This is a genomic window from Tsukamurella ocularis, assembly GCF_024807615.1.
GTDB lineage: Bacteria > Actinomycetota > Actinomycetes > Mycobacteriales > Mycobacteriaceae > Tsukamurella > Tsukamurella ocularis.
Window position 1 is genome coordinate 82,319 of record NZ_JANUCJ010000001.1, and the last position, 18,226, is coordinate 100,544.

At 70.4% G+C, this 18,226-nt stretch carries 16 protein-coding genes; 2 read left to right on the forward strand and 14 right to left on the reverse strand.

The features are described from left to right. Window positions 1–32: 32 nt before the first annotated feature. The 6 genes from guaA to guaB form a co-directional block, all read right to left on the reverse strand. On the reverse strand, window positions 33–1,598 hold the full coding sequence (gene guaA, locus HNP44_RS00405) for a glutamine-hydrolyzing GMP synthase (RefSeq protein ID WP_259143897.1): 1,566 nt from the start codon (window positions 1,596–1,598) through the stop codon (window positions 33–35). 51 nt (window positions 1,599–1,649) lie between these two features. Further along, on the reverse strand, window positions 1,650–1,805 hold the full coding sequence (locus HNP44_RS00410) for a hypothetical protein (protein ID WP_259143898.1): 156 nt from the start codon (window positions 1,803–1,805) through the stop codon (window positions 1,650–1,652). 9 nt (window positions 1,806–1,814) lie between these two features. Continuing rightward, window positions 1,815–2,471 (reverse strand): DNA alkylation repair protein, encoded by a 657-nt coding sequence (locus HNP44_RS00415; RefSeq protein ID WP_259143899.1) that lies wholly within the window; start codon window positions 2,469–2,471, stop codon window positions 1,815–1,817. Between the two features lie 103 nt (window positions 2,472–2,574). Continuing rightward, window positions 2,575–4,320: a GMC family oxidoreductase N-terminal domain-containing protein gene (locus tag HNP44_RS00420; protein WP_259143900.1), complete on the reverse strand. Its 1,746-nt coding sequence runs from the start codon at window positions 4,318–4,320 to the stop codon at window positions 2,575–2,577. A 112-nt stretch (window positions 4,321–4,432) separates the two neighbouring features. Beyond that, on the reverse strand, window positions 4,433–5,602 hold the full coding sequence (locus HNP44_RS00425) for a GuaB3 family IMP dehydrogenase-related protein (protein ID WP_259143901.1): 1,170 nt from the start codon (window positions 5,600–5,602) through the stop codon (window positions 4,433–4,435). Between the two features lie 59 nt (window positions 5,603–5,661). Further along, entirely contained in the window at window positions 5,662–7,200 is a 1,539-nt protein-coding gene (gene guaB / locus HNP44_RS00430; RefSeq protein WP_310437647.1) for an IMP dehydrogenase, read from the reverse strand. Between the two features lie 84 nt (window positions 7,201–7,284). Here guaB and HNP44_RS00435 point away from each other — a divergent pair, with 84 nt between their 5' ends. Further along, window positions 7,285–7,674 (forward strand): DUF5319 domain-containing protein, encoded by a 390-nt coding sequence (locus HNP44_RS00435; RefSeq protein WP_068522523.1) that lies wholly within the window; start codon window positions 7,285–7,287, stop codon window positions 7,672–7,674. A gap of 96 nt (window positions 7,675–7,770) precedes the next feature. Here the strand turns inward: HNP44_RS00435 and HNP44_RS00440 are convergent, their stop codons facing one another. The 3 genes from HNP44_RS00440 to HNP44_RS00450 are packed head-to-tail and all read right to left on the reverse strand — an operon-like array spanning window position 7,771 to window position 10,389. Further along, window positions 7,771–8,958 (reverse strand): anti-sigma-D factor RsdA, encoded by a 1,188-nt coding sequence (locus HNP44_RS00440; protein ID WP_259143903.1) that lies wholly within the window; start codon window positions 8,956–8,958, stop codon window positions 7,771–7,773. Window position 8,959: 1 nt separating this feature from the next. Next, entirely contained in the window at window positions 8,960–9,532 is a 573-nt protein-coding gene (locus tag HNP44_RS00445) for a sigma-70 family RNA polymerase sigma factor (protein ID WP_259143904.1), read from the reverse strand. Window positions 9,533–9,552: 20 nt separating this feature from the next. After that, a complete protein-coding gene (locus HNP44_RS00450) occupies window positions 9,553–10,389 on the reverse strand; it encodes a hypothetical protein (RefSeq protein WP_259143905.1) in 837 nt (278 codons plus the stop codon). A 418-nt stretch (window positions 10,390–10,807) separates the two neighbouring features. Between HNP44_RS00450 and HNP44_RS00455 the strand changes: the two genes are divergently transcribed. Continuing rightward, window positions 10,808–11,110 carry a WhiB family transcriptional regulator gene (locus HNP44_RS00455; protein WP_259143907.1) on the forward strand — a complete coding sequence of 101 codons (303 nt, stop codon included), beginning with the start codon at window positions 10,808–10,810 and terminating at the stop codon, window positions 11,108–11,110. Between the two features lie 84 nt (window positions 11,111–11,194). On the opposite strand, the gene groL is transcribed toward HNP44_RS00455, so the two are convergent. From groL to HNP44_RS00480, 5 genes are all read right to left on the reverse strand, one after another. Further along, on the reverse strand, window positions 11,195–12,802 hold the full coding sequence (gene groL / locus HNP44_RS00460) for a chaperonin GroEL (protein WP_259143908.1): 1,608 nt from the start codon (window positions 12,800–12,802) through the stop codon (window positions 11,195–11,197). A gap of 98 nt (window positions 12,803–12,900) precedes the next feature. Further along, window positions 12,901–13,200 carry a co-chaperone GroES gene (gene groES, locus HNP44_RS00465; RefSeq protein ID WP_259143909.1) on the reverse strand — a complete coding sequence of 100 codons (300 nt, stop codon included), beginning with the start codon at window positions 13,198–13,200 and terminating at the stop codon, window positions 12,901–12,903. A 170-nt stretch (window positions 13,201–13,370) separates the two neighbouring features. After that, on the reverse strand, window positions 13,371–14,744 hold the full coding sequence (locus HNP44_RS00470; RefSeq protein ID WP_259143910.1) for a DUF445 domain-containing protein: 1,374 nt from the start codon (window positions 14,742–14,744) through the stop codon (window positions 13,371–13,373). 51 nt (window positions 14,745–14,795) lie between these two features. Continuing rightward, window positions 14,796–16,553, reverse strand: a complete 1,758-nt coding sequence (locus HNP44_RS00475) for a DUF2339 domain-containing protein (protein ID WP_259143911.1) — start codon at window positions 16,551–16,553, stop codon at window positions 14,796–14,798. Window positions 16,554–16,600: 47 nt separating this feature from the next. Beyond that, entirely contained in the window at window positions 16,601–18,166 is a 1,566-nt protein-coding gene (locus HNP44_RS00480) for an MFS transporter (RefSeq protein ID WP_259143912.1), read from the reverse strand. Window positions 18,167–18,226 lie beyond the last annotated feature (60 nt).

Below are 18,226 nucleotides of genomic sequence, written 5' to 3' on the forward strand. Positions count from 1 at the left end.
CGGTACCGGCGGCACAGGTCAGAACACGTCCGCTATTCCCATTCGATGGTCCCCGGCGGCTTGCTCGTCACGTCGAGCACCACGCGGTTGACCTCTTCGACCTCGTTCGTAATGCGGGTCGAGATGATCTCGAGCGTCTCGTAGGGCACCCGCGTCCAGTCCGCGGTCATCGCGTCCTCGGAGCTGACCGGGCGCAGCACGATCGGGTGGCCGTAGGTGCGGCCGTCGCCCTGTACGCCCACGCTGCGGACGTCGGCGAGCAGCACGACCGGGCACTGCCAGATGGTGCCGTCGAGGCCCGCGGCGGTGAGCTCCTCGCGGGCGATCGCGTCGGCCTTGCGCAGCAGGTCGAGGCGGCCGCGGGTGACCTCGCCGACGATGCGGATCGCCAGGCCCGGCCCGGGGAAGGGCTGGCGGCCGACGATCTCCTCCGGCAGGCCCAGCTCGCGGCCGACCGCGCGGACTTCGTCCTTGAACAGCAGGCGCAGCGGCTCGACGAGCGTGAACTCCAGGTCCTCCGGCAGGCCGCCCACGTTGTGGTGGCTCTTGATGTTCGCCGTGCCCGCGCCGCCGCCCGACTCCACCACGTCGGGGTACAGCGTGCCCTGGACGAGGAACGCCACCTTGGCGTCCGCCGTGCCGACGACCTCGGAGACCGCGCCCTCGAAGGAGCGGATGAACAGCTCGCCGATCGTCTTGCGCTTCGTCTCCGGGTCGGAGACACCGGCCAGGCGGGACAGGAAGGTCTCCTCGGCATCGACGGTGACCAGGCGCGCGCCCGTCGCAGCGACAAAGTCCTTCTGCACCTGCTCGCGCTCGCCCTGCCGCAGCAGGCCGTGATCGACGAAGACACAAGTCAACCGTTCGCCGATGGCGCGCTGGACCAGCGCGGCCGCGACCGCGGAATCCACACCGCCGGACAAGCCGCAGATCGCGAGGCCGTTCTCACCGACCTGGGCCCGCACGTCCTCGATGAGTTGCTCGGCGATGTTCGCCGCGGTCCAGGTGGGCTTGAGCCCGGCGATCTCGTACAGGAAGCGCGTGAGCACCTCCTGCCCGTGCGGGCTGTGCAGCACCTCGGGGTGGTACTGGACGCCGGCCATCCGCTTGTCCGCGTTCTCGAACGCGGCGACCGGGGCACCGGGCGTCGACGCCACCGTCGAGAAGCCCTCGGGTGCGACCTGCACGGCGTCGTTGTGGCTCATCCACACCGGCTGCTCGGCCGGGAGCCCCACGTGCAGGACACCGTCGCCCTGCGGTGTGAGGGTGGTCCGCCCGAACTCGCGCCCGCCCGTGTTGGCGACGGTGCCGCCGAGGGCCCTCGCCATCATCTGGAAGCCGTAGCAGATGCCGAAGACCGGGACGCCGAGGTCGAAGACCGCGGAATCGAGGTTGGGGGCGTCCTCCGCGTACACCGACGCGGGGCCGCCCGACAGCACGATGGCGGCGGGGTTCTTGGCGCGCACCTCCTCGGCGGTGATGGTGTGCGGCACCACCTCCGAGTAGATCCGCGCCTCGCGGACGCGGCGCGCGATCAGCTGCGCGTACTGCGCGCCGAAGTCGACGACCAGAACGGGGTTGGGTGAGGAGTCCGTCACCCGGCTCAGTCTAGTCGCGGGCGGGGCCGCGATCCGACAGAGGGCGGGACATCACGGCACGTCCGCGGGCTCCCACAGCGGCACGGGGGCGTACCAGAGGAACTCGTCGCGGGTGACGCGGACCCGACGCCCGGCGAGGACCGCTCGTTCTCGCGCCGCGTGCGGCGAGCGGACGTCGGTCGCGGCCTCTCGGTTCCGGTCTGACAAGCGCCCGGTCTAGGCCTCGCGGCGGCGGACGATCTCGGTGATCCAGGCCGGCGCGAAGGGCGAGGTGCAGCCCTTCGACACCGGGTAGTCCGCGAGTACCTGGAGGTCCTCGCCGATCGCGATCGCGCGGGCGCGGCGGGCCTCGTCTTCGATGCCGATCGTCGCGAGGGTCTCGTTCATGGCCCACTGCAGCTTCGGCTCGGCGTCGCGCATCTCGCGGGCGATGGTGCCGAGCAGCGCGTCGCGGTCGAGGTCGGCGGTGGTCACCACATGCGTCGTGAGCGCCCAGCCGGCCGCTCGGACCCTCGGGTCGTCGTCCTCGAACCATCGGGCGCGCAGTACCGCCACGTACGGCGACTTCTTCACCAGGTAGTTCAGCAGCCAGTCGTGCGCCTTATCGCTGCGCGTGGTGCGCAGCATCGCCTCCAGCTCGTCCGCCGTGAACTGCTTCGGCTTCGCGATGAGCAGGGCCACCAGCTGCGCCGCCACGTCGCCCGAATCCCACAGCTCGCCCGCCAGCCCACGGTCGGTGCCGATCGCCTTCGCCACCGCCCGAAGTTTCGTCAGGTTCACCCCGTGCGGGTCACCGTGCCGCTCATTGACCGCCCGCGCCTTCGGGTCCTCGAGCGCCGCGAGCTCGGCCACGATTTCTTCGACTCGCGTCATGACATCGAGGTTAGCGCTGACGAAAGTCGGGTCCTGCGGGCAGCCGAGGCGAAATCCTGCCTCCATGGGCCGTAGGACTCGAATTTCGGAAATCGTGACCGGCTCAGGCCTGCGACTCCTGTGCCGGACGGACCTTCGGCAGGGGCAGCAGCAGCTGGCCGGGCGCGCCCGCGGGCACGGCCGGCGCCTTCGGCGCGGTCGCGGCGATGCGCTGGTAGCCGGTGCCCTGCGCGGGGCGCGGGTCGGCCTCACCCTTGTTCGGCCAGAGCGACGCGGCGCGCTCGGCCTGCGCCGCGATCGACAGCGACGGGTTGACGCCGAGGTTCGCGGAGATGGCGGCGCCGTCGACCACGAACAGCGACGGGTAGTTGTGGATGCGGTGGTAGGGGTCGATGACGCCGGTCTCGGGCGTCTCCGAAATCGCTGCGCCGCCGAGGAAGTGGGCGGTCATCGGGACGTTGAAGATGTCACCCCAGGTGCCACCGGCCACGCCGTTCAGCTTCTCCGCGCCGATCCGCGCCGCCTCGTTGCCCGCCGGGATCCAGGTCGGGTTCGGCGCGCCGTGGCCCTGCTTGGAGACCATCCGCCGCTTCTTCGAGCCGGGGATCTTCTTGGTATACGTCGTGATCGAGTTGTCCAGGCTCTGCATGACCAGCAGGATCAACACACGCTGGCCCCAGTCCTTCTGCGTGAGTAGAAGCTTGAGGTCCGTCGGCTTCTTGGCGAGGCCCTTGAGGAAGCCGCCGAGGCGGGTGCGCTTCTCGCCGCCGTCGACGAGGAGTGTCTGCAGCAGGCCCATGGCGTTGCGGCCGGGGCCGTAGCGGACGGGCTCGATGTGGGTATCGGGCGTCGGGTAGAAGGAGCTGGTGATCGCGACGCCCTGCGACAGGTCCTGCGACGGGTCGGCCACCGTGCGCGCCGAACCCAGGATCGACTCGGAGTTGGTGCGGGTGAGCACGCCGAGCCGCTCCGAGAGCTTCGGCAGCGCGCCAGTGTCCTTGAGCGAGTGCAGCAGGGTCTGCGTGCCCCAGGTGCCGGCGGCGAAGACCACGTTGTCCGCCGTGTAGACCGTGCGGTTCTTGCGCGCGACGGCACCGGTACGCACCGTCGACACCTCCCAGACGCCCTTGCGGCCCTCGCGCAGCGCAGTCACCGTGGTCATCGGGATGAAGCGCGCGCCGCCCGCCTCCGCGAGGTGGATGTAGTTCTTCATCAGCGTGTTCTTGGCGCCCACGCGGCAGCCCGACATGCACTGGCCACACTCGGTGCAGCCCGTGCGGGCGGGGCCGGCGCCGCCGAAGAACGGGTCCGCGTCGGTGCGGCCCGGCTGATTGAAGTACACGCCCACCGGGGTCTCGGTGAACGTGTCCGCGACGCCCATCTCCTCCGCGATCTGCTTGATCACGCGATCCGACGGGGTCTCGTGCGGGTTCTTCACCACGCCCAGCATGCGGCGGGCCTGGTCGTAGAACGGGCTGAGCTCGTCGTCCCAGTCGGTGATGTGCTTCCACTGCGGGTCGTTGAAGAACGGCGCGGGCGGCTTGTACAGCGTGTTCGCGTAGTTCAGCGAGCCACCACCCACGCCGGCGCCGGCGAGGACCACGGCATCGTTGAGCAGGTGGATCCGCTGGATGCCGTACAGGCCCATCTTCGGCGCCCAGACGAACTTCTTGAGGTTCCAGGTGCTCTCGGCGAAGTCCTCGTCCTCGAAGCGCTGGCCGGCCTCGAGCACACCGACGCGGTAGCCCTTCTCCGTCAGGCGCAGCGCCGTGACGCTGCCGCCGAACCCGGAACCGATCACGAGCACGTCGAAGTGATCGCCCGACTTCTGCTTGACTGCCTTGGCCATCTGGCACCCCTCACCCGTCCGCGGTGGACATGTGTCACCGGGCCGCGGCTGAAACGGCCCTACTGACGGGTAACGGTACTACTAAACTTCACTCAATAACAGGGCTTCGCGCTCAGTACGCGACATTGAGTCCCACCTTCTGGAACTCCTTGAGCTCGCTGTAGCCCGCCTTGGCCATCGACCGGCGCAGGCCGCCGACCAGGTTCAACTGGCCGTTCGGCTCCGTCGACGGACCGGTGAGGATGGTCGCGAGCGACGGCGCGGCGACGCCCTCCCCTGCGTCCAGCCCGCCGAGCTGCGCGGGCGCGACGGCGCCGCGAGGCATCGACGGGTGCGCGGCCACCGACGGCCAGTACCAGCCCTTGCCCGGCGCCTCGGCGGCGTTCGCCAGCGGCGCGCCCAGCATCGTCGCGTCGGCACCGCACGCGATCGCACGCGCCACATCGCCGGCGCTGTAGATGTCACCGTCGGCGATGACGTGCACGTACCGACCGCCGGTCTCGTCGAGGTAGTCGCGCCGCGCGGCCGCGGCGTCTGCGATCGCGGTCGCCATCGGCACGCCGATGCCGAGAACTTCGCGGGTGGTCGTCGCGCCCTCGGCCGAGCCGTAGCCGACGATGACCCCCGCGGCGCCGGTGCGCATGAGGTGCAGCGCGGTGCGGTGATCGCTCACGCCGCCCGCGACGACGGGGATGTCGAGGTCACCGATGAAGGTCTTGAGGTTGAGCGGCTCCCCCGCCGAGTCCTCGTTCGAGACGTGCTCGGCCGAGATGATGGTGCCGTGGATCACCAGCAGGTCGATGCCCGCCTTGACCAGTACCGGCGTCAGCTCGCGGGCGCGCTGCGGGGAGACTCGGACCGCCACCGTCACCCCGGCGTCCCGGACCCGGCCGACGGCCGCGGCCAGCAACTCGGGATCGAGTGGCGCCGCATGCAGCTCCTGCAGGCGGCGGATCGCCGCGATGCCGGTGATGTCGGATGCGGCGAGCTCGACGACCTGTTCCAGCTGTGCCTCCGCGTCACGGTGCCGGGAGAACAGGCCCTCCGCATTGAGCACGCCCAGGCCGCCCAGCTTGCCGAGCTCGATCGCGAACTCCGGCGAGCCGATCGCGTCCGTCGGGTGCGAGAGGATCGGGGTGTCGAAGCGGTACGCGTCGAGCTGCCAGGCGGTGGACACCTCCTTCGACGAACGGGTGCGCCGCGAGGGGACGATGTTCACGTCCTGCAGCTCGTAGGTGCGCCGGGCCGTGCGACCCATGCCGATCTCAACCATGTCGCGCAACGCGCTCAGTCCTTCCGGTTCCGGAGCGACCGCTCCGAATGTGCCTGTTCAGCAGGGTTCTAGCGCGTGTAGTTCGGCGCCTCGACCGTCATCGTGATGTCGTGCGGGTGCGATTCTTTCAGACCCGCCGCGGTGATCTGCACGAACTGGGCGCGGTTGAGGTCCTCGATGGTCTGGCTGCCGGTGTAGCCCATGGCCGCGCGGAGGCCGCCGGTGAGCTGGTGAATCACCGAACCGAGCGGGCCACGGAAGGGCACACGACCCTCGATGCCCTCGGGGACGAGCTTGTCCTCGGAGAGCACGTCGTCCTGGAAGTAGCGGTCCTTGGAGTAGGACTTGGCCTGGCCCCGGCCCTGCATGGCACCGAGGCTACCCATGCCACGGTAGCTCTTGAACTGCTTCCCGCCGACGAGGATCAGCTCACCCGGCGACTCCGCGGTGCCCGCGAGCAGCGAACCGAGCATCGCCGTCGAGGCACCCGCCGCGAGGGCCTTCGCCACGTCGCCCGAGAACTGCAGGCCGCCGTCGGCGATGACCGGCACGCCCGCCGGCGCGCACGCCGCGGTCGCCTCGAGGATGGCCGTGATCTGTGGGGCGCCGACGCCGGCGACCACGCGCGTGGTGCAGATGGAGCCGGGGCCCACGCCCACCTTGACGCCATCAACACCGGCCGCGACCAGTGCCGCCGCGCCACCGCGGGTGGCGACGTTGCCGCCGATGAGCTGCACGTCGTCGCCGAGCTCCAGCTTGAGCTTCTCGATCATGTTGAGCACGCCGCTCGAGTGCCCGTGCGCCGAATCGACCACCAGCACGTCGACGCCGGCGTCGCGCAGCGCCATCGCGCGCTCCCACGCCTCGTCGCCCGCGCCGACCGCGGCGCCGACCAGCAGGCGCCCGTCGGAGTCCTTCGTCGCGTTCGGATGCTGCTCGGTCTTGACGAAGTCCTTGACCGTGATCAGACCGGTCAGCTTGCCGCTACCGTCGACGATGGGCAGCTTCTCGATCTTGTGCCGCCGCAGCAGGCCCAGCGCGGCCTCGGCGGTGACGCCCTCCTGCGCAGTGACCAGCGGCGTCTTGGTCATCACCTCGGCGACGGGGCGGTCGAAGTCGACCTCGAAGCGCATGTCGCGGTTGGTGATGATGCCGACCAGCGTGCCCTTCTCGTCCGTGACGGGCAGGCCGGAGATGCGGAACCGGGCGCACATCTCGTCGACCTCGCGGAGCGTGTTCGACGGACTGCAGGTGACGGGATCGGTGACCATGCCGGCCTCGGAGCGCTTCACCGTCTCGACCTGCTGCGCCTGCGCCTCGATGGAGAGATTGCGGTGCAGGACGCCCATGCCGCCGTTGCGGGCCATCGCGATGGCCATGCGGGCCTCCGTGACGGTGTCCATCGCGGAGCTGATCAGTGGCACTTTGAGGGTGATCTCACGGGTGAGCTTGGTGGAGATGTCCACCCCGGACGGGATCACATCGGAGGCGGCGGGAACGAGGAGGACGTCGTCGAAGGTGAGGCCGAGCATCGCCACCTTCGCGGGGTCGTCGCCCCCGATGAAAACGTTGCCGGGTGCGGGCGCGGGAGAGGCGGAGCGCGTCATGTATCCATGGTACGCGGCGGATTACTGCGCTCATCACGCGCGTGTGACTGGCCTTCCCCGGTCATTCCTGCGTACCGTGGGGGCGTGCGCAACAATCTTCCCCCCGGCCTCCCGCCGGACCCGTTCGCCGACGACCCGAGCGACCCGACGGCCGCGCTGGACTCGCTCGACCCTGGTCAGCCCCTCGATCCCGCCGAGCGGCTCGCCGTCGAGGAGGACCTCGCGGACCTCTCCGTCTACGAGGCGCTGCTCGCGCACCGCGGCGTCCGCGGCTTGGTGATCTGCTGTGACGACTGTCAGGAAGATCACTACCACGACTGGGACATGCTGCGCGCGAACCTGCTGCAGCTGCTGGTCGACGGTACCGTCCGGCCGCACGAGCCCGCCTACGATCCGGCGCCCGACGCCTACGTCACCTGGGACTATTGCCGCGGCTACGCCGATGCGGCGATGAACCTCGCGAACGAGGAGTGATCCGGCACTCGTCGCGACCCGGAGACGACGAAGGCCCCCACCGCGACGGTGGGGGCCTTCGTCGTTCGTCCTACCGCCGCTGTCGCGGCGACATCGCTACCGCGGGAACCAGTCCTCCGGCACTTCCGTAAGAACCGACGAGGCCGCGGCCGGCGTGGTCGTGACGGTCGGCCGAGACCGGGTCGTCGTGGTCGTCTGTGTGGGCTCCGTCGTGGTCGTCGCGGAGTTGGTCGTCGTCGGAGCAGTCGTGGTGGGCGTCGTGGTCGTCGGCTCCGGCTCCGGCGTCGTCGTCGGCACCGTCGTCGACGGCGTCGTCGGACGGGTCGGGTACGTCGGTACGGTCGGACGGGTCGGCTCCGTCGTCGGGATAGTCACCGTCGGCTCCGTCGTCGACGTCGGGGGGACCGACGGCGAGGGCGACGGCGCCGGCGGACGCGTCGAGGTGGGTAGGTCGGTCGATCCGACCGGCAGCCCTGCGCGCGCCTCCGCGGCGCGGATCCGCTCCTCGAGCGCGGCGCGGTCTTTCTGGTTCTTCACCTTGGCGGCCTGCTGCCGGGCGCTGACCAGTGCGGCCTGCGCCTCAGCCTGATTGCTGGAGTCGATGGCGTTGTCCGCGCTCTCGAGCTGCGCCTTCGCCTCCGAGGTGGCGATCGTCTGCGAGGCGGCGTCCGAGAAGACGACCTCCTTGACGCTCCACAGCGCGCCGTCGCCCGGGCTCGCGGAGTTCACGAGCACGGTGCCGCCGCCGAGGATCGCCACGGCCGCGGCGGCCGCACCGGCCACCAGGCCGAACCGCTTGCGCCGAGAGGGCGCGTCGCCGATCGGCGTGACATCGCCGGACGGTACGCCGCCGACCGCGGGAGGGGGCACCGGGCGAGTCGGCCGCGCCGGGCGGAAGCCCCGCGTGCGGCGCCCCGCCCCGGTGGCGGCGACCAACTCGTCGACCGACGGACCGGCCGGGACCGGCGTCGTGACGATCTCGTCGCGCCAGTCCGCGAGCAGTGACGCGAGCGCGAACTCGGTCTGGTCCGCGGTGGTGACGGCGCCACCGGCCGCGAGCGCCTCGATCAGATCGTCGTCGCGGCGGACCGCGGCCACGTCGACGGGCGCGCCGTCGTCGGTGACGCGGTCGATGAAGCCGGTGTCGTCAGCCCCCAGGTCGCGAGGTGCACCGGGCCGCATCGGGCGCATCGGCGGGCCCAGACGGTGAGCCGCCGTGCGCTCCGGGTCATGCGGGTCGAAGCGCCCGTGGTTGTCGCCCCGCTTGTCGTTATCGTCGGCCATGTCAGTTCTCACCTTCTTTCGCGATCTGGTTCTTCAGCTTGGTCAGCGCGCGGTGCTGGGCCACGCGAACGGCACCGGCGGTGCCACCCACGGCCTCCGCGGTCTCCTCGGCCGACAGGCCGACGACCACGCGGAGGATCAGGATCTCGCGCTGCTTCTCGGGGAGCGTGCTGAGCAGTCGGGCCATGTCACGGCTCGCCTCAGTGGCGAGCGCGTGGCTCTCGGGCCCGCCTTCCAGCGACGCTCTCTCTGGGATCTCGCCGACGGGGTCGGATTTGTTACGCGAGGCGTTCCGGAAGCCGTCTGCGACCTTGTGCGCGGCGATGCCGTACACGAACGCCATGAAGGGACGCCCCTGGTCCTGATAACGGGGCAGCGCCGTCATTACAGCCATGCACACCTCCTGCGCCAAATCCTCAGCCGACAGCGAGTGACGCTCGCCGCCCCCGACCCGTGCACGGCAGTACCGCACGACGAGAGGTCGGATGGTGTCGAGAACATCTGCGAGCGCAGACCTGTCGCCCTGCGCTGCTCCGCGCACGGCCCGGTCGAGCTCCTCACCTGTCAGATTCATCGCCAGCCTGCATTCCGCCGTTACACCCCTGCCAGATCCGCGCCATCACGAACCCATTCCTCCTCCACAGCAGCCGCGATCCGCGCCGCCCCCGCACCCCGCCCCTCCCCTGACGTACTGCTCATCATTTTCGCACCGGCCCACCTTAGAGGATTCAACACCGACTCGGTGGCGACCCGGTAGGCGTCCTCGACGAGTACCGAGGCCCGATCGGCCTGCTCCGAGGCCGCCGCCGCGGCCCCCGCGATAAGAAGCGTCTTCGCGTGGTGACGCGGGCGACTCGTTCCCGGGTCAGCCGTGAGCAGGGCGTCGACGGCGTCCGCCGCCCCCGCGGTATCTCCGGAGTACACGGCGAGCTCGGCGGCGACCCAGTCCCGGCGAAGCCGGGCACGGGGCACCGTCCACCACGGGGTCGGCCCCGATATCGCACTGCCCGGCCCAGCCGGCGCTGCCGCGCCGGCTCCGAACGCCGCGAGGTGCTCGTCGGCGCGTGCGAGGAGCCGCGCACTCAGCGCATACCGTCCGGTCCCGAGGGCGTCCGCTGCGAGCCCCACCGTCGCGTCGACCATCAAAGCCACCATCAGACCGTACCCAGGTTGGTCTCGCGTTCCGACAGCAAGGGCCAGGGCGGCACCGTCGGGACCGCTGGCGGCGCGGTGCCGCCCGGACTGCCGCAGCATCGACGCCTCGAGACACCGGGAGGCGGAGGCGAACGGGCCGTCGGAGATCCGGGCCGTCAGGGTCCGGGCGGCGGCGAACCGCCCGGCGCCCGCCAGCGCCACCGCCCGCAACCACGCCCGCCCCTGCGGACCGGCGAGCGGCCCGACGGGGCCGCAGTCCGATCCGAACGCCGCCACGAGGAGGTCCTCCGCGGAGGCTCCCGACTGTCCAGTTTCCAAAGATTTAACCTTCCAGAATTTGCACGCGTGACAATGGCGTACTGAGGCCGTTCACAGGCGTTGACGTTACCGACATGTAAGACGATTCCGACCCGTCGACCGCCACCGAACTCTCCATAATCACGGCGTACGATAATTCAAAACATAGCACTACCTGCAGAAATATCTCCCGCGACACTCGGTTCACGATCGCAATTCCAACGACGCACCCCGGCGGCATGAATGAACACGACGTTAATTCTCACTGTGATCGAATCACCCCCCGGATACCCCCGAGCGGGTTGACCTTCGTCTGGCGAACTGCCTACGGTGAGTGCGCGAGAGGAACAACGACGTTTCCACGCCCGCGAGAACGCCGAGTGTCTGGAGAATGCGCATGCCTCAACCCAACGAGCTCCCCGGTCCCAACTCGGATTTCTGGGACTGGCAGATGCATGGCGTGTGTCGCGGGGTCGACAGCTCGGTGTTCTTCCATCCCGACGGCGAGCGCGGCCGGGCCCGTGCACAGCGCGAACGGCGCGCCAAGGAGCTGTGCCGCACGTGCCCCGTCCTCACCCAGTGCCGCGCCCACGCGATCACCGTCGCCGAGCCCTACGGGATCTGGGGCGGTCTGTCCGAGTCGGAGCGCGCCGCCCTCGCCTCGAAGTCACGGGTCAAGACCAGCCGCATCGCGGGCTGACCTTCTCCCCGGAACGCAGAAGCGCCCCCGACCGTCTGGTCGGGGGCGCTTCGTTCTGCTCGGGACGGGCCCGGGAGGCATCTCCTAGTGGGAGTGCCCCGCGTGCGCGTCCTCGGGCTCGTCGGCCGGCTTGTCGACGACCGTGACCTCGGTGGTGAGGATCATCCGCGCCACGGACGCGGCGTTCACCACGGCGCTGCGGGTGACCTTCACCGGGTCGATGACGCCATCGGCGATGAGATCGCCGAAGACCAGCGTGGCCGCGTTGAAGCCCTTGCCGGTCTCGGTCACCTGGTTGACGATGACCGCACCGTCCTCGCCGGCGTTGGTGGCGATCCAGTACAGCGGGGCGGTCAACGCGCGCCGGAAGGCACGCACGCCCAGCTTGAAGTCGCCCTCGGCGCCGTCCTCGAGGTCGGCCAGCTGCGCGCTGACCTTGACCAGCGCGGTGCCACCGCCCGAGACGATGCCCTCCTCGACCGCGGCGCGCGCGGCGGAGACGGCGTCCTCGACGCGGTGCTTGCGCTCCTTGAGCTCGGTCTCGGTGTGCGCGCCCACGCGGATCACGGCCACGCCGCCGGCCAGCTTCGCGAGGCGCTCGGAGAGCTTCTCGCGGTCCCAGTCGGAGTCGCTGTTCTCGATCTCGGCCTTGATCTGCGCCGCGCGCTGCTTGACGTCCTCCGAGGAGCCGGCACCGTCGACGATGGTGGTGGCGTCCTTGGTCACCTCGACGCGCCGGGCGCTGCCCAGCAGGTCGATGCCGGCCGTGGCCAGACTCAGGCCCAGGTCGGTGTTGATGACGGTGCCGCCGGTGACGATGGCGAGGTCCTCCAGGAAGGCCTTGCGGCGATCACCGAAGAACGGCGCCTTCACGGCGACGGCGCGGATGGTCTTGCGCAGCGTGTTGAGCACCAGGGTCGACAGGGGCTCGCCCTCGACGTCCTCGGCGACGATCAGCACCGGCTTGCCGGTCTCGAGGATCTTCTCGAGCAGCGGCAGGAAGTCGGGCAGCGACGAGATCTTGTCGCGGACCAGCAGCACCAGGGCGTCGTCGAAGACGACCTTGCGCTCCTCGAGGTCCGTGACGAAGTTCGGGGAGATGTAGCCCTTGTCGAACTGCACGCCCTCGGTCACGACGACGTCGGTCTCGACGCCCGAGCTCTCCTCGATCGTGACGACGCCGTCGGCGCCGACCTTGGTCATCGCCGAGCCGATCATCGCGCCCAGCTCCTCGTCGCGGGAGCTGACGGTCGCGACCTGAGCGATCGCCTTCTCGCCGTCCACCGGGGTGGCCTGCGAGACCAGAATCTCGGCGGCCTTGTCCGCCGCCGCGCCGATGCCCTTGCCGAACTCGATCGGGTTGGCGCCGGCTGCGACGTTGCGAAGGCCCTCCTTGACGATCGCCTGTGCGAGCACGGTGGCGGTCGTGGTGCCGTCACCGGCGATGTCGTTGGTCTTGGTCGCCACGGACTTCACGAGCTGGGCACCCAGGTTCTCGACCGGGTCCTCCAACTCGATCTCCTTGGCGATGGTCACGCCGTCGTTGGTGACGACGGGGCCACCGAAGGCCTTCGCCAGCACCACGTGGCGGCCACGGGGGCCGAGGGTGACCTTGACCGCGTCGGCGAGCTCGTCGACACCGGCCTCCAGGCTGCGGCGCGCCGACTCGTCGAATGCGATTTGCTTAGCCATGTTTCAAAGCTCCTCAAGCTCTGCGGAAACGGCCGGACCGCCCCGTCCCGGGCTGATTCCCAGGGGCGGGGCGGTCCGGAATTCGCACGTATGCGCCGTTACTTGCCGATGACGGCCAGGACGTCGCGCGCGGAGAGCACGAGGTACTCCTCGCCGTCGTAGTTGAACTCGGTCCCGCCGTACTTGCTGAACAGCACGGTGTCGCCCTCGCTGATGCCGGTGGGAACCCGGTTGCCCTGCTCGGTCACGCGGCCCTCGCCGACGGCGACGACGGTGCCGGTCTGCGGCTTCTCCTTGGCGGTGTCCGGGATGACCAGGCCCGACGCGGTGGTGGTCTCGGCCTCGGTGGCCTTCACCAGGATCTTGTCGTCAAGCGGCTTGATGTTCACGCTCGCCACAGTTCGCCTCCATGTGTGGAAAATCTTCTGTATGTCAGGGTGGCCCGAAAGTCACAGCCGTCGTCGCGGGTGCCGGCGTCACCTTGTGCGCGCGGATTTCCCCGCGCACACGAACCACTTAGCACTCTACCCATGGGAGTGCTAGCACTCAAGGGCGGTCTTCGGACAATTCAGTGGGTGAGGTGCTCCACCATCAGAACCTGCAGTTCACCGACGAGAAAGCCGAGGATCGCACCCACCATGATGAGCGTCTTCTCGTCCGCCTGGAAGGCCGGGCGGAGCACGCCCTCGAACTCGTCGGGGGTCATCGCCGCCATCTTCTGCACCATCGTCGAGCGGATGTCGAGCTTCGCGTCGAGGTAGTCGTTGGCGTCACCGAGCATTACCGGCATCGACGCGACGAAGTCGTCCGCGCCCGCGCGCGACATCGGGCCTATCTGGGCCATATCGAGGCCGCCCGCGACCCTGCCCACCTGCCCGCCGACGGCGCCGCCCACCATCCCCACCGCGTCCGCGACGACGCCGACCAGGTTGCCGGCCGTCAGTGGACCGACGCCGACTTTGTCGAGGCCGAAGTTCTGCGCGTTGCTCCGCAGCGCCTTCTCGACGCTGGGGATCTCGTCCTCCATCGCCTCGCGCAGCACGCCGGCCACGACGGTGACCAGCTGGTCGCGTTGCGAGCCCGTGAACAGCGAGCGGACCAGCCGCTCCGCAGTGAGCACGCGCGTGGCGATGAGCGCGCCGTACTCCTCGGAGACGGGGATGCGGTGCTTCTGGAACAAGCCCTGCCACGGGATGAACCCGAGGTACCTCTTCGGCTCCTTCGGGTTGAAGATCAGCCGCAGCGCCGCCCAGTCGGTGAACCAGCCGGTGAAGAGGCCGAACAGCGGCATGATCCACGGATTGCGGAAGAGCGCCCAGCACGCCGCCTGGAGCAGGCCGATGAAGAAGCCGAAGACGAGGCCGCTGTTGCGGATGAAGGCGAACTCCCGCCGGCCGACGTCGAGGAACATCTTCTCCAGCACGTCGGGATCGGCGAGCACCTCGCGCGTGACCATCTCCTTGAGGTCGAAGACCTCGTCGATGTTCTTCCGGATCGCCGCGACCAGTTTCGGCACCAGGTCCCGTGCAATGACCTGGGCGCGCTGAATCACCAGCTCCTGGGCTGTCGACGGCAGCAGGTTCCATAGCGCGGGCTGGTACTCGGCGGCCACCTCCGGCACGATCCGCGCGACCTCGCGCCGCAGTTGGCGCTCCATGCGGTCGCCCAGCTCGTCCGCGTCCACCTTCTCGAGGATGTCCGACGCCGAGACCAGCCGATCGGTCAGGGTGTCGCACAGCACCTCGACCATCTGCGGTGCGCGCTTCGGGATGATGCCCTGCCAGCCGAGCTTGCCGATGCCCTTGAACTGATGCGGCCGGAACATCATCCGGATCGCGACCACCTTGGTCCCGTAGCCGATGAGCGCCGCGATGATCGGCATGGACAGGTAGATGAGCCAGTTCCGCGATACGTCCGCAGTGATCTCGGCCCAGGTCTGCATGGCGTCACCCTACGCAGCGGGTCCGGCCCGGCGGGGCCGTTTCCGCGCAGGTCATCCGACGGTGCGGCGGGCCCGGTCCGACCGGGCCGCGTACGCCGCGCCCACCGCCAGGAGGGTGATCCCGACCAGCAGGAAGGCGATCACGCGGACCGCACCGTCGAGGGCGGCGAGGTCGAAGAGGAAGAGTTTGGCGACGGCCCCGCCGATGAGCGCGAGCCCGGCGAAGTTCCCCGCCGTGCCCCAGTTGTGTCGCCGCTGCAGCAGCAGGTAGGCGCCGGTCGTGATCCAGGCGACGGTGGCGACGCCATGGCCCCAGCGGGCGCCCTCCGCGCCCCCGATCGCCCAGCCGAGGTTCGCGAGCAGCGCAGTCGCCGCGCCGAGGGCCGCGACGCCGCAGACCACGCCGACGAGGTTCCGGGTCTCCTCCGGCACCTGCGGCAGCAGTCGCCACGCGGCAGTGACGGCGAAGACCAGCGCCAGGGCCGCGGCCGCGATCGCGGGGGCGGTGCCGGCGCCGCGGCGGACGGCCTCGTCCAGCAGGGTCGTCGTCGCGCCGTACCGCTCGAGCGCGACGGCGAGGCCCATCCCGCCGAGGGCCGCGCCGGCCCAGCAGGCCGACGGTTCGCGGCCGGCGGCGATCAGCGCGCCGGTCCCGAGGGCGAGCAGCACCGCGGGCAGCGAGGCGGCGGGCGTGCAGAGCACGGACCCGATGAGCGCGGCGAAGGCGGCGACGCCGAACCACACGCCGCGGACCGCGGGCGCGGTGCCGGGCAGGAGGCCGAGGGCGATCGTCGCCGCGACCAGGGCGAGGGCGGCGAACGCGGCAGCCCAGTCAGGAACGGCGATCATCGCGAGCAGCACGGGCGACGCGGCGACGATCCCGGCGGAGACCAGCGCCCAGCACCGGCCGGCGCGGGCCTCGGGGTCGGCGGCGGCGAGGAGGCCGACGACGGCACCGAGCACCGTCGCGCCGAGGATCGGTAGGGCGTCGGCCGATCCGGCGCCGAGGGCGAGCGCCGCGAGGGTGAGCGAGGTACCGGCTGAGCGGACCACGTGCAGCCACGCCCACGCGGCCGGGCGGCAGACGCCGATCGAGGCGATGGCGAGGATCAGAGTGAAGCCGCCGAGCAGGTACGCGTTGTCGGCGAGCGGCGGCGCCAGCAGGTAGACGGGGGCGTACAGCGCGATCCCGAGCCACTGGCTGCGCCACCGCTGGGCGAGCGCGAGCCCGCCCAGGGCGATGAGGCCGGAGAGGGTCAGCCCCACGACCGGGGGCACCCACTCGTAGACCCCGGTGACGGCGACGGTGTCGAGGTACGCCGCGGCGACGCCGGTGGCAGCCAGGGCGACGGACCCGATGCGGCCGCCGGGACGGCGGTGCAGCCACACCGCGGCACCGAGGAGGCCCGCGGCGAGCGCCGACCCGAGGCCGACGCGGACAGTGGGGCCGAGGAGTCCGGCCTGGGCGGCGAGGACGAGGAGCAGCGCGATGCCGATCAGCGTCACGAGCACGCCCGCGCCGGCGAGCACACGCGCGACGGTGAAGACGGGAGTCCGTGCGGACGTCGGCCTCGCGGGAGCTAGCGCGGGGAAGGGCATCGGCGGGGGCGGCGGAACGTGGCGCGACTGGGGAGCCGGCACCGGAGCCGTCGCCGGCCGCGGCGCCTGGGTGATGAGCACGGGGGCGACCACGTGCCGCCGCATCGCGCCGAGCTCGGCCTGCATCCACTGCAGGCGCCGCACGGTGATGTCGAGTTCGGTGGTGAGCCGGTCGAGCCGGGGGTCTGTCTGCGGGGCGTTCTGGGGCATGCACCTAGGCTGCCGCGCCGGGGTGCGGCGCGGCAGCGTAGGACTACTCAGTCGACGACGGTACTTCCCACCTCGGCCCTCACCCCGGCGGCGGAGTCCGGACCGGGGTCGGCGGCACCGTCGGACCGGCCCGGGCGGGCGAGGGCGAGAACCGTCACCGTGCCTGCGAGACCGACCAGGGTCAGCCCGACGACCACGGCGATGGCGGTGGTCATGCCGGGCAGCAGCTGCCCCGGCAGCGCCTGTGCGCCCGCGCTGGTGGTGATCGCGGTGACGACGGCCATCATCACGGCGCCGCCCACCTGGATGAAGGTGTTGAGCAGGCCGGAGGCGAGACCCTGCTCGTCGTCGTCCACGCCCTCGGTGGCCTGCGAGTTCACGGCCGGGAAGGTGAGGGCGAAGCCGACGCCGAGCAGCAGGATCGTCGGGAACAGGAACAGCCAGTAGCTGGCGCCGGCCTCCGCGCGGAGGAACCAGACGTACGCGCCGAGGAAGGCGGTGAGGCCGACGGCGACGAGGACGGTGCTGTTCACCCGGTCGAGCACGGCGTCGATCTTGGTGGCCGAGGCCACCACGAGGAGGCCAGCGGGCAGGAAGGCCAGCGACATGGCGACGGGGCTCCAGCCCAGCGAGTCCTGCACGTACAGCGTGACGAGGAACTGGAAGGCCGCGTAGCCGCCGAACATGACGAACCCGGCGAGGTTGGCGTGCACCAGCCGGACGGAGCGCAGGATGCCCAGCCGGACCAGCGGGTGCCGGTGCTTGGCCTCGATCACCACGAACGCCACCGCGAGCAGCGCGGACACGGCGAACAGGGTGAGCACCGTGGGCGAGGTCCAGCCGAGGTGCGGCGCCTGGACCACCGTGTAGACGAGGATCAGCAGCGCGCCGGTCGAGGTGAGGGCCCCCGCCACGTCGAAGCGCTTGAACGCGAAGGTCTCCGACGGCGCGGTGCGCGGGATGACCTTCCAGCCCAGGAGGACCAGCGCCAGGGCGACAGGGCCGGGGAAGAGCAGGGTGAGCCGGTAGGAGATCTCGGTGAGCAGGCCGCCGAAGACCAGACCCATCGAGAAGCCGGAGGCTCCGGCGACCGTGTAGATGGAGAAGGCCTTGTTGCGGGCCGGTCCCTCGGCGAAGGTCGTGGTGATGATCGACAGGCCGGCAGGAACGGTGAAGGCCGCGGCGACGCCCTTGATGAAGCGCAGCGCGATCAGCGCGGTCGGCAGGTCGACGAAGGCGGTGGCGACGGAGGCCACGCCGAAGACGAGGACGGCGCCGAGGAAGACGGGACGCCGGCCGATCAGGTCAGCGGCGCGCCCGCCGAGGAGCAGCAGGCCGCCGTAGCCGAGGACGTAGCCCGAGACGATCCACTGCAGGGACGACGGGTCCATGCCGAGGGCGGCCTTGATGGAGGGCAGTGCCACGCCCACCATCGAGATGTCGAGGGCGTCGAGGAACAGGGCGCCGCAGAGGACGAGCAGGAGCAGCCAGGTGCGAGAGGTCCAGCCGGAGGCGGTGGTGACGTGGAGTTCTTCCCTCCCGGGGTTCGGGTTCGACGGTGCTGTCGGGGGTTCGTGTGTCGTGGTCACTCCGAAGACTCTATGCGCACGCATTAAATGTGTCTACATTTATTGCGCAGGAATATTTTGCGTCGGTCCGGTGTAGACTGCGGA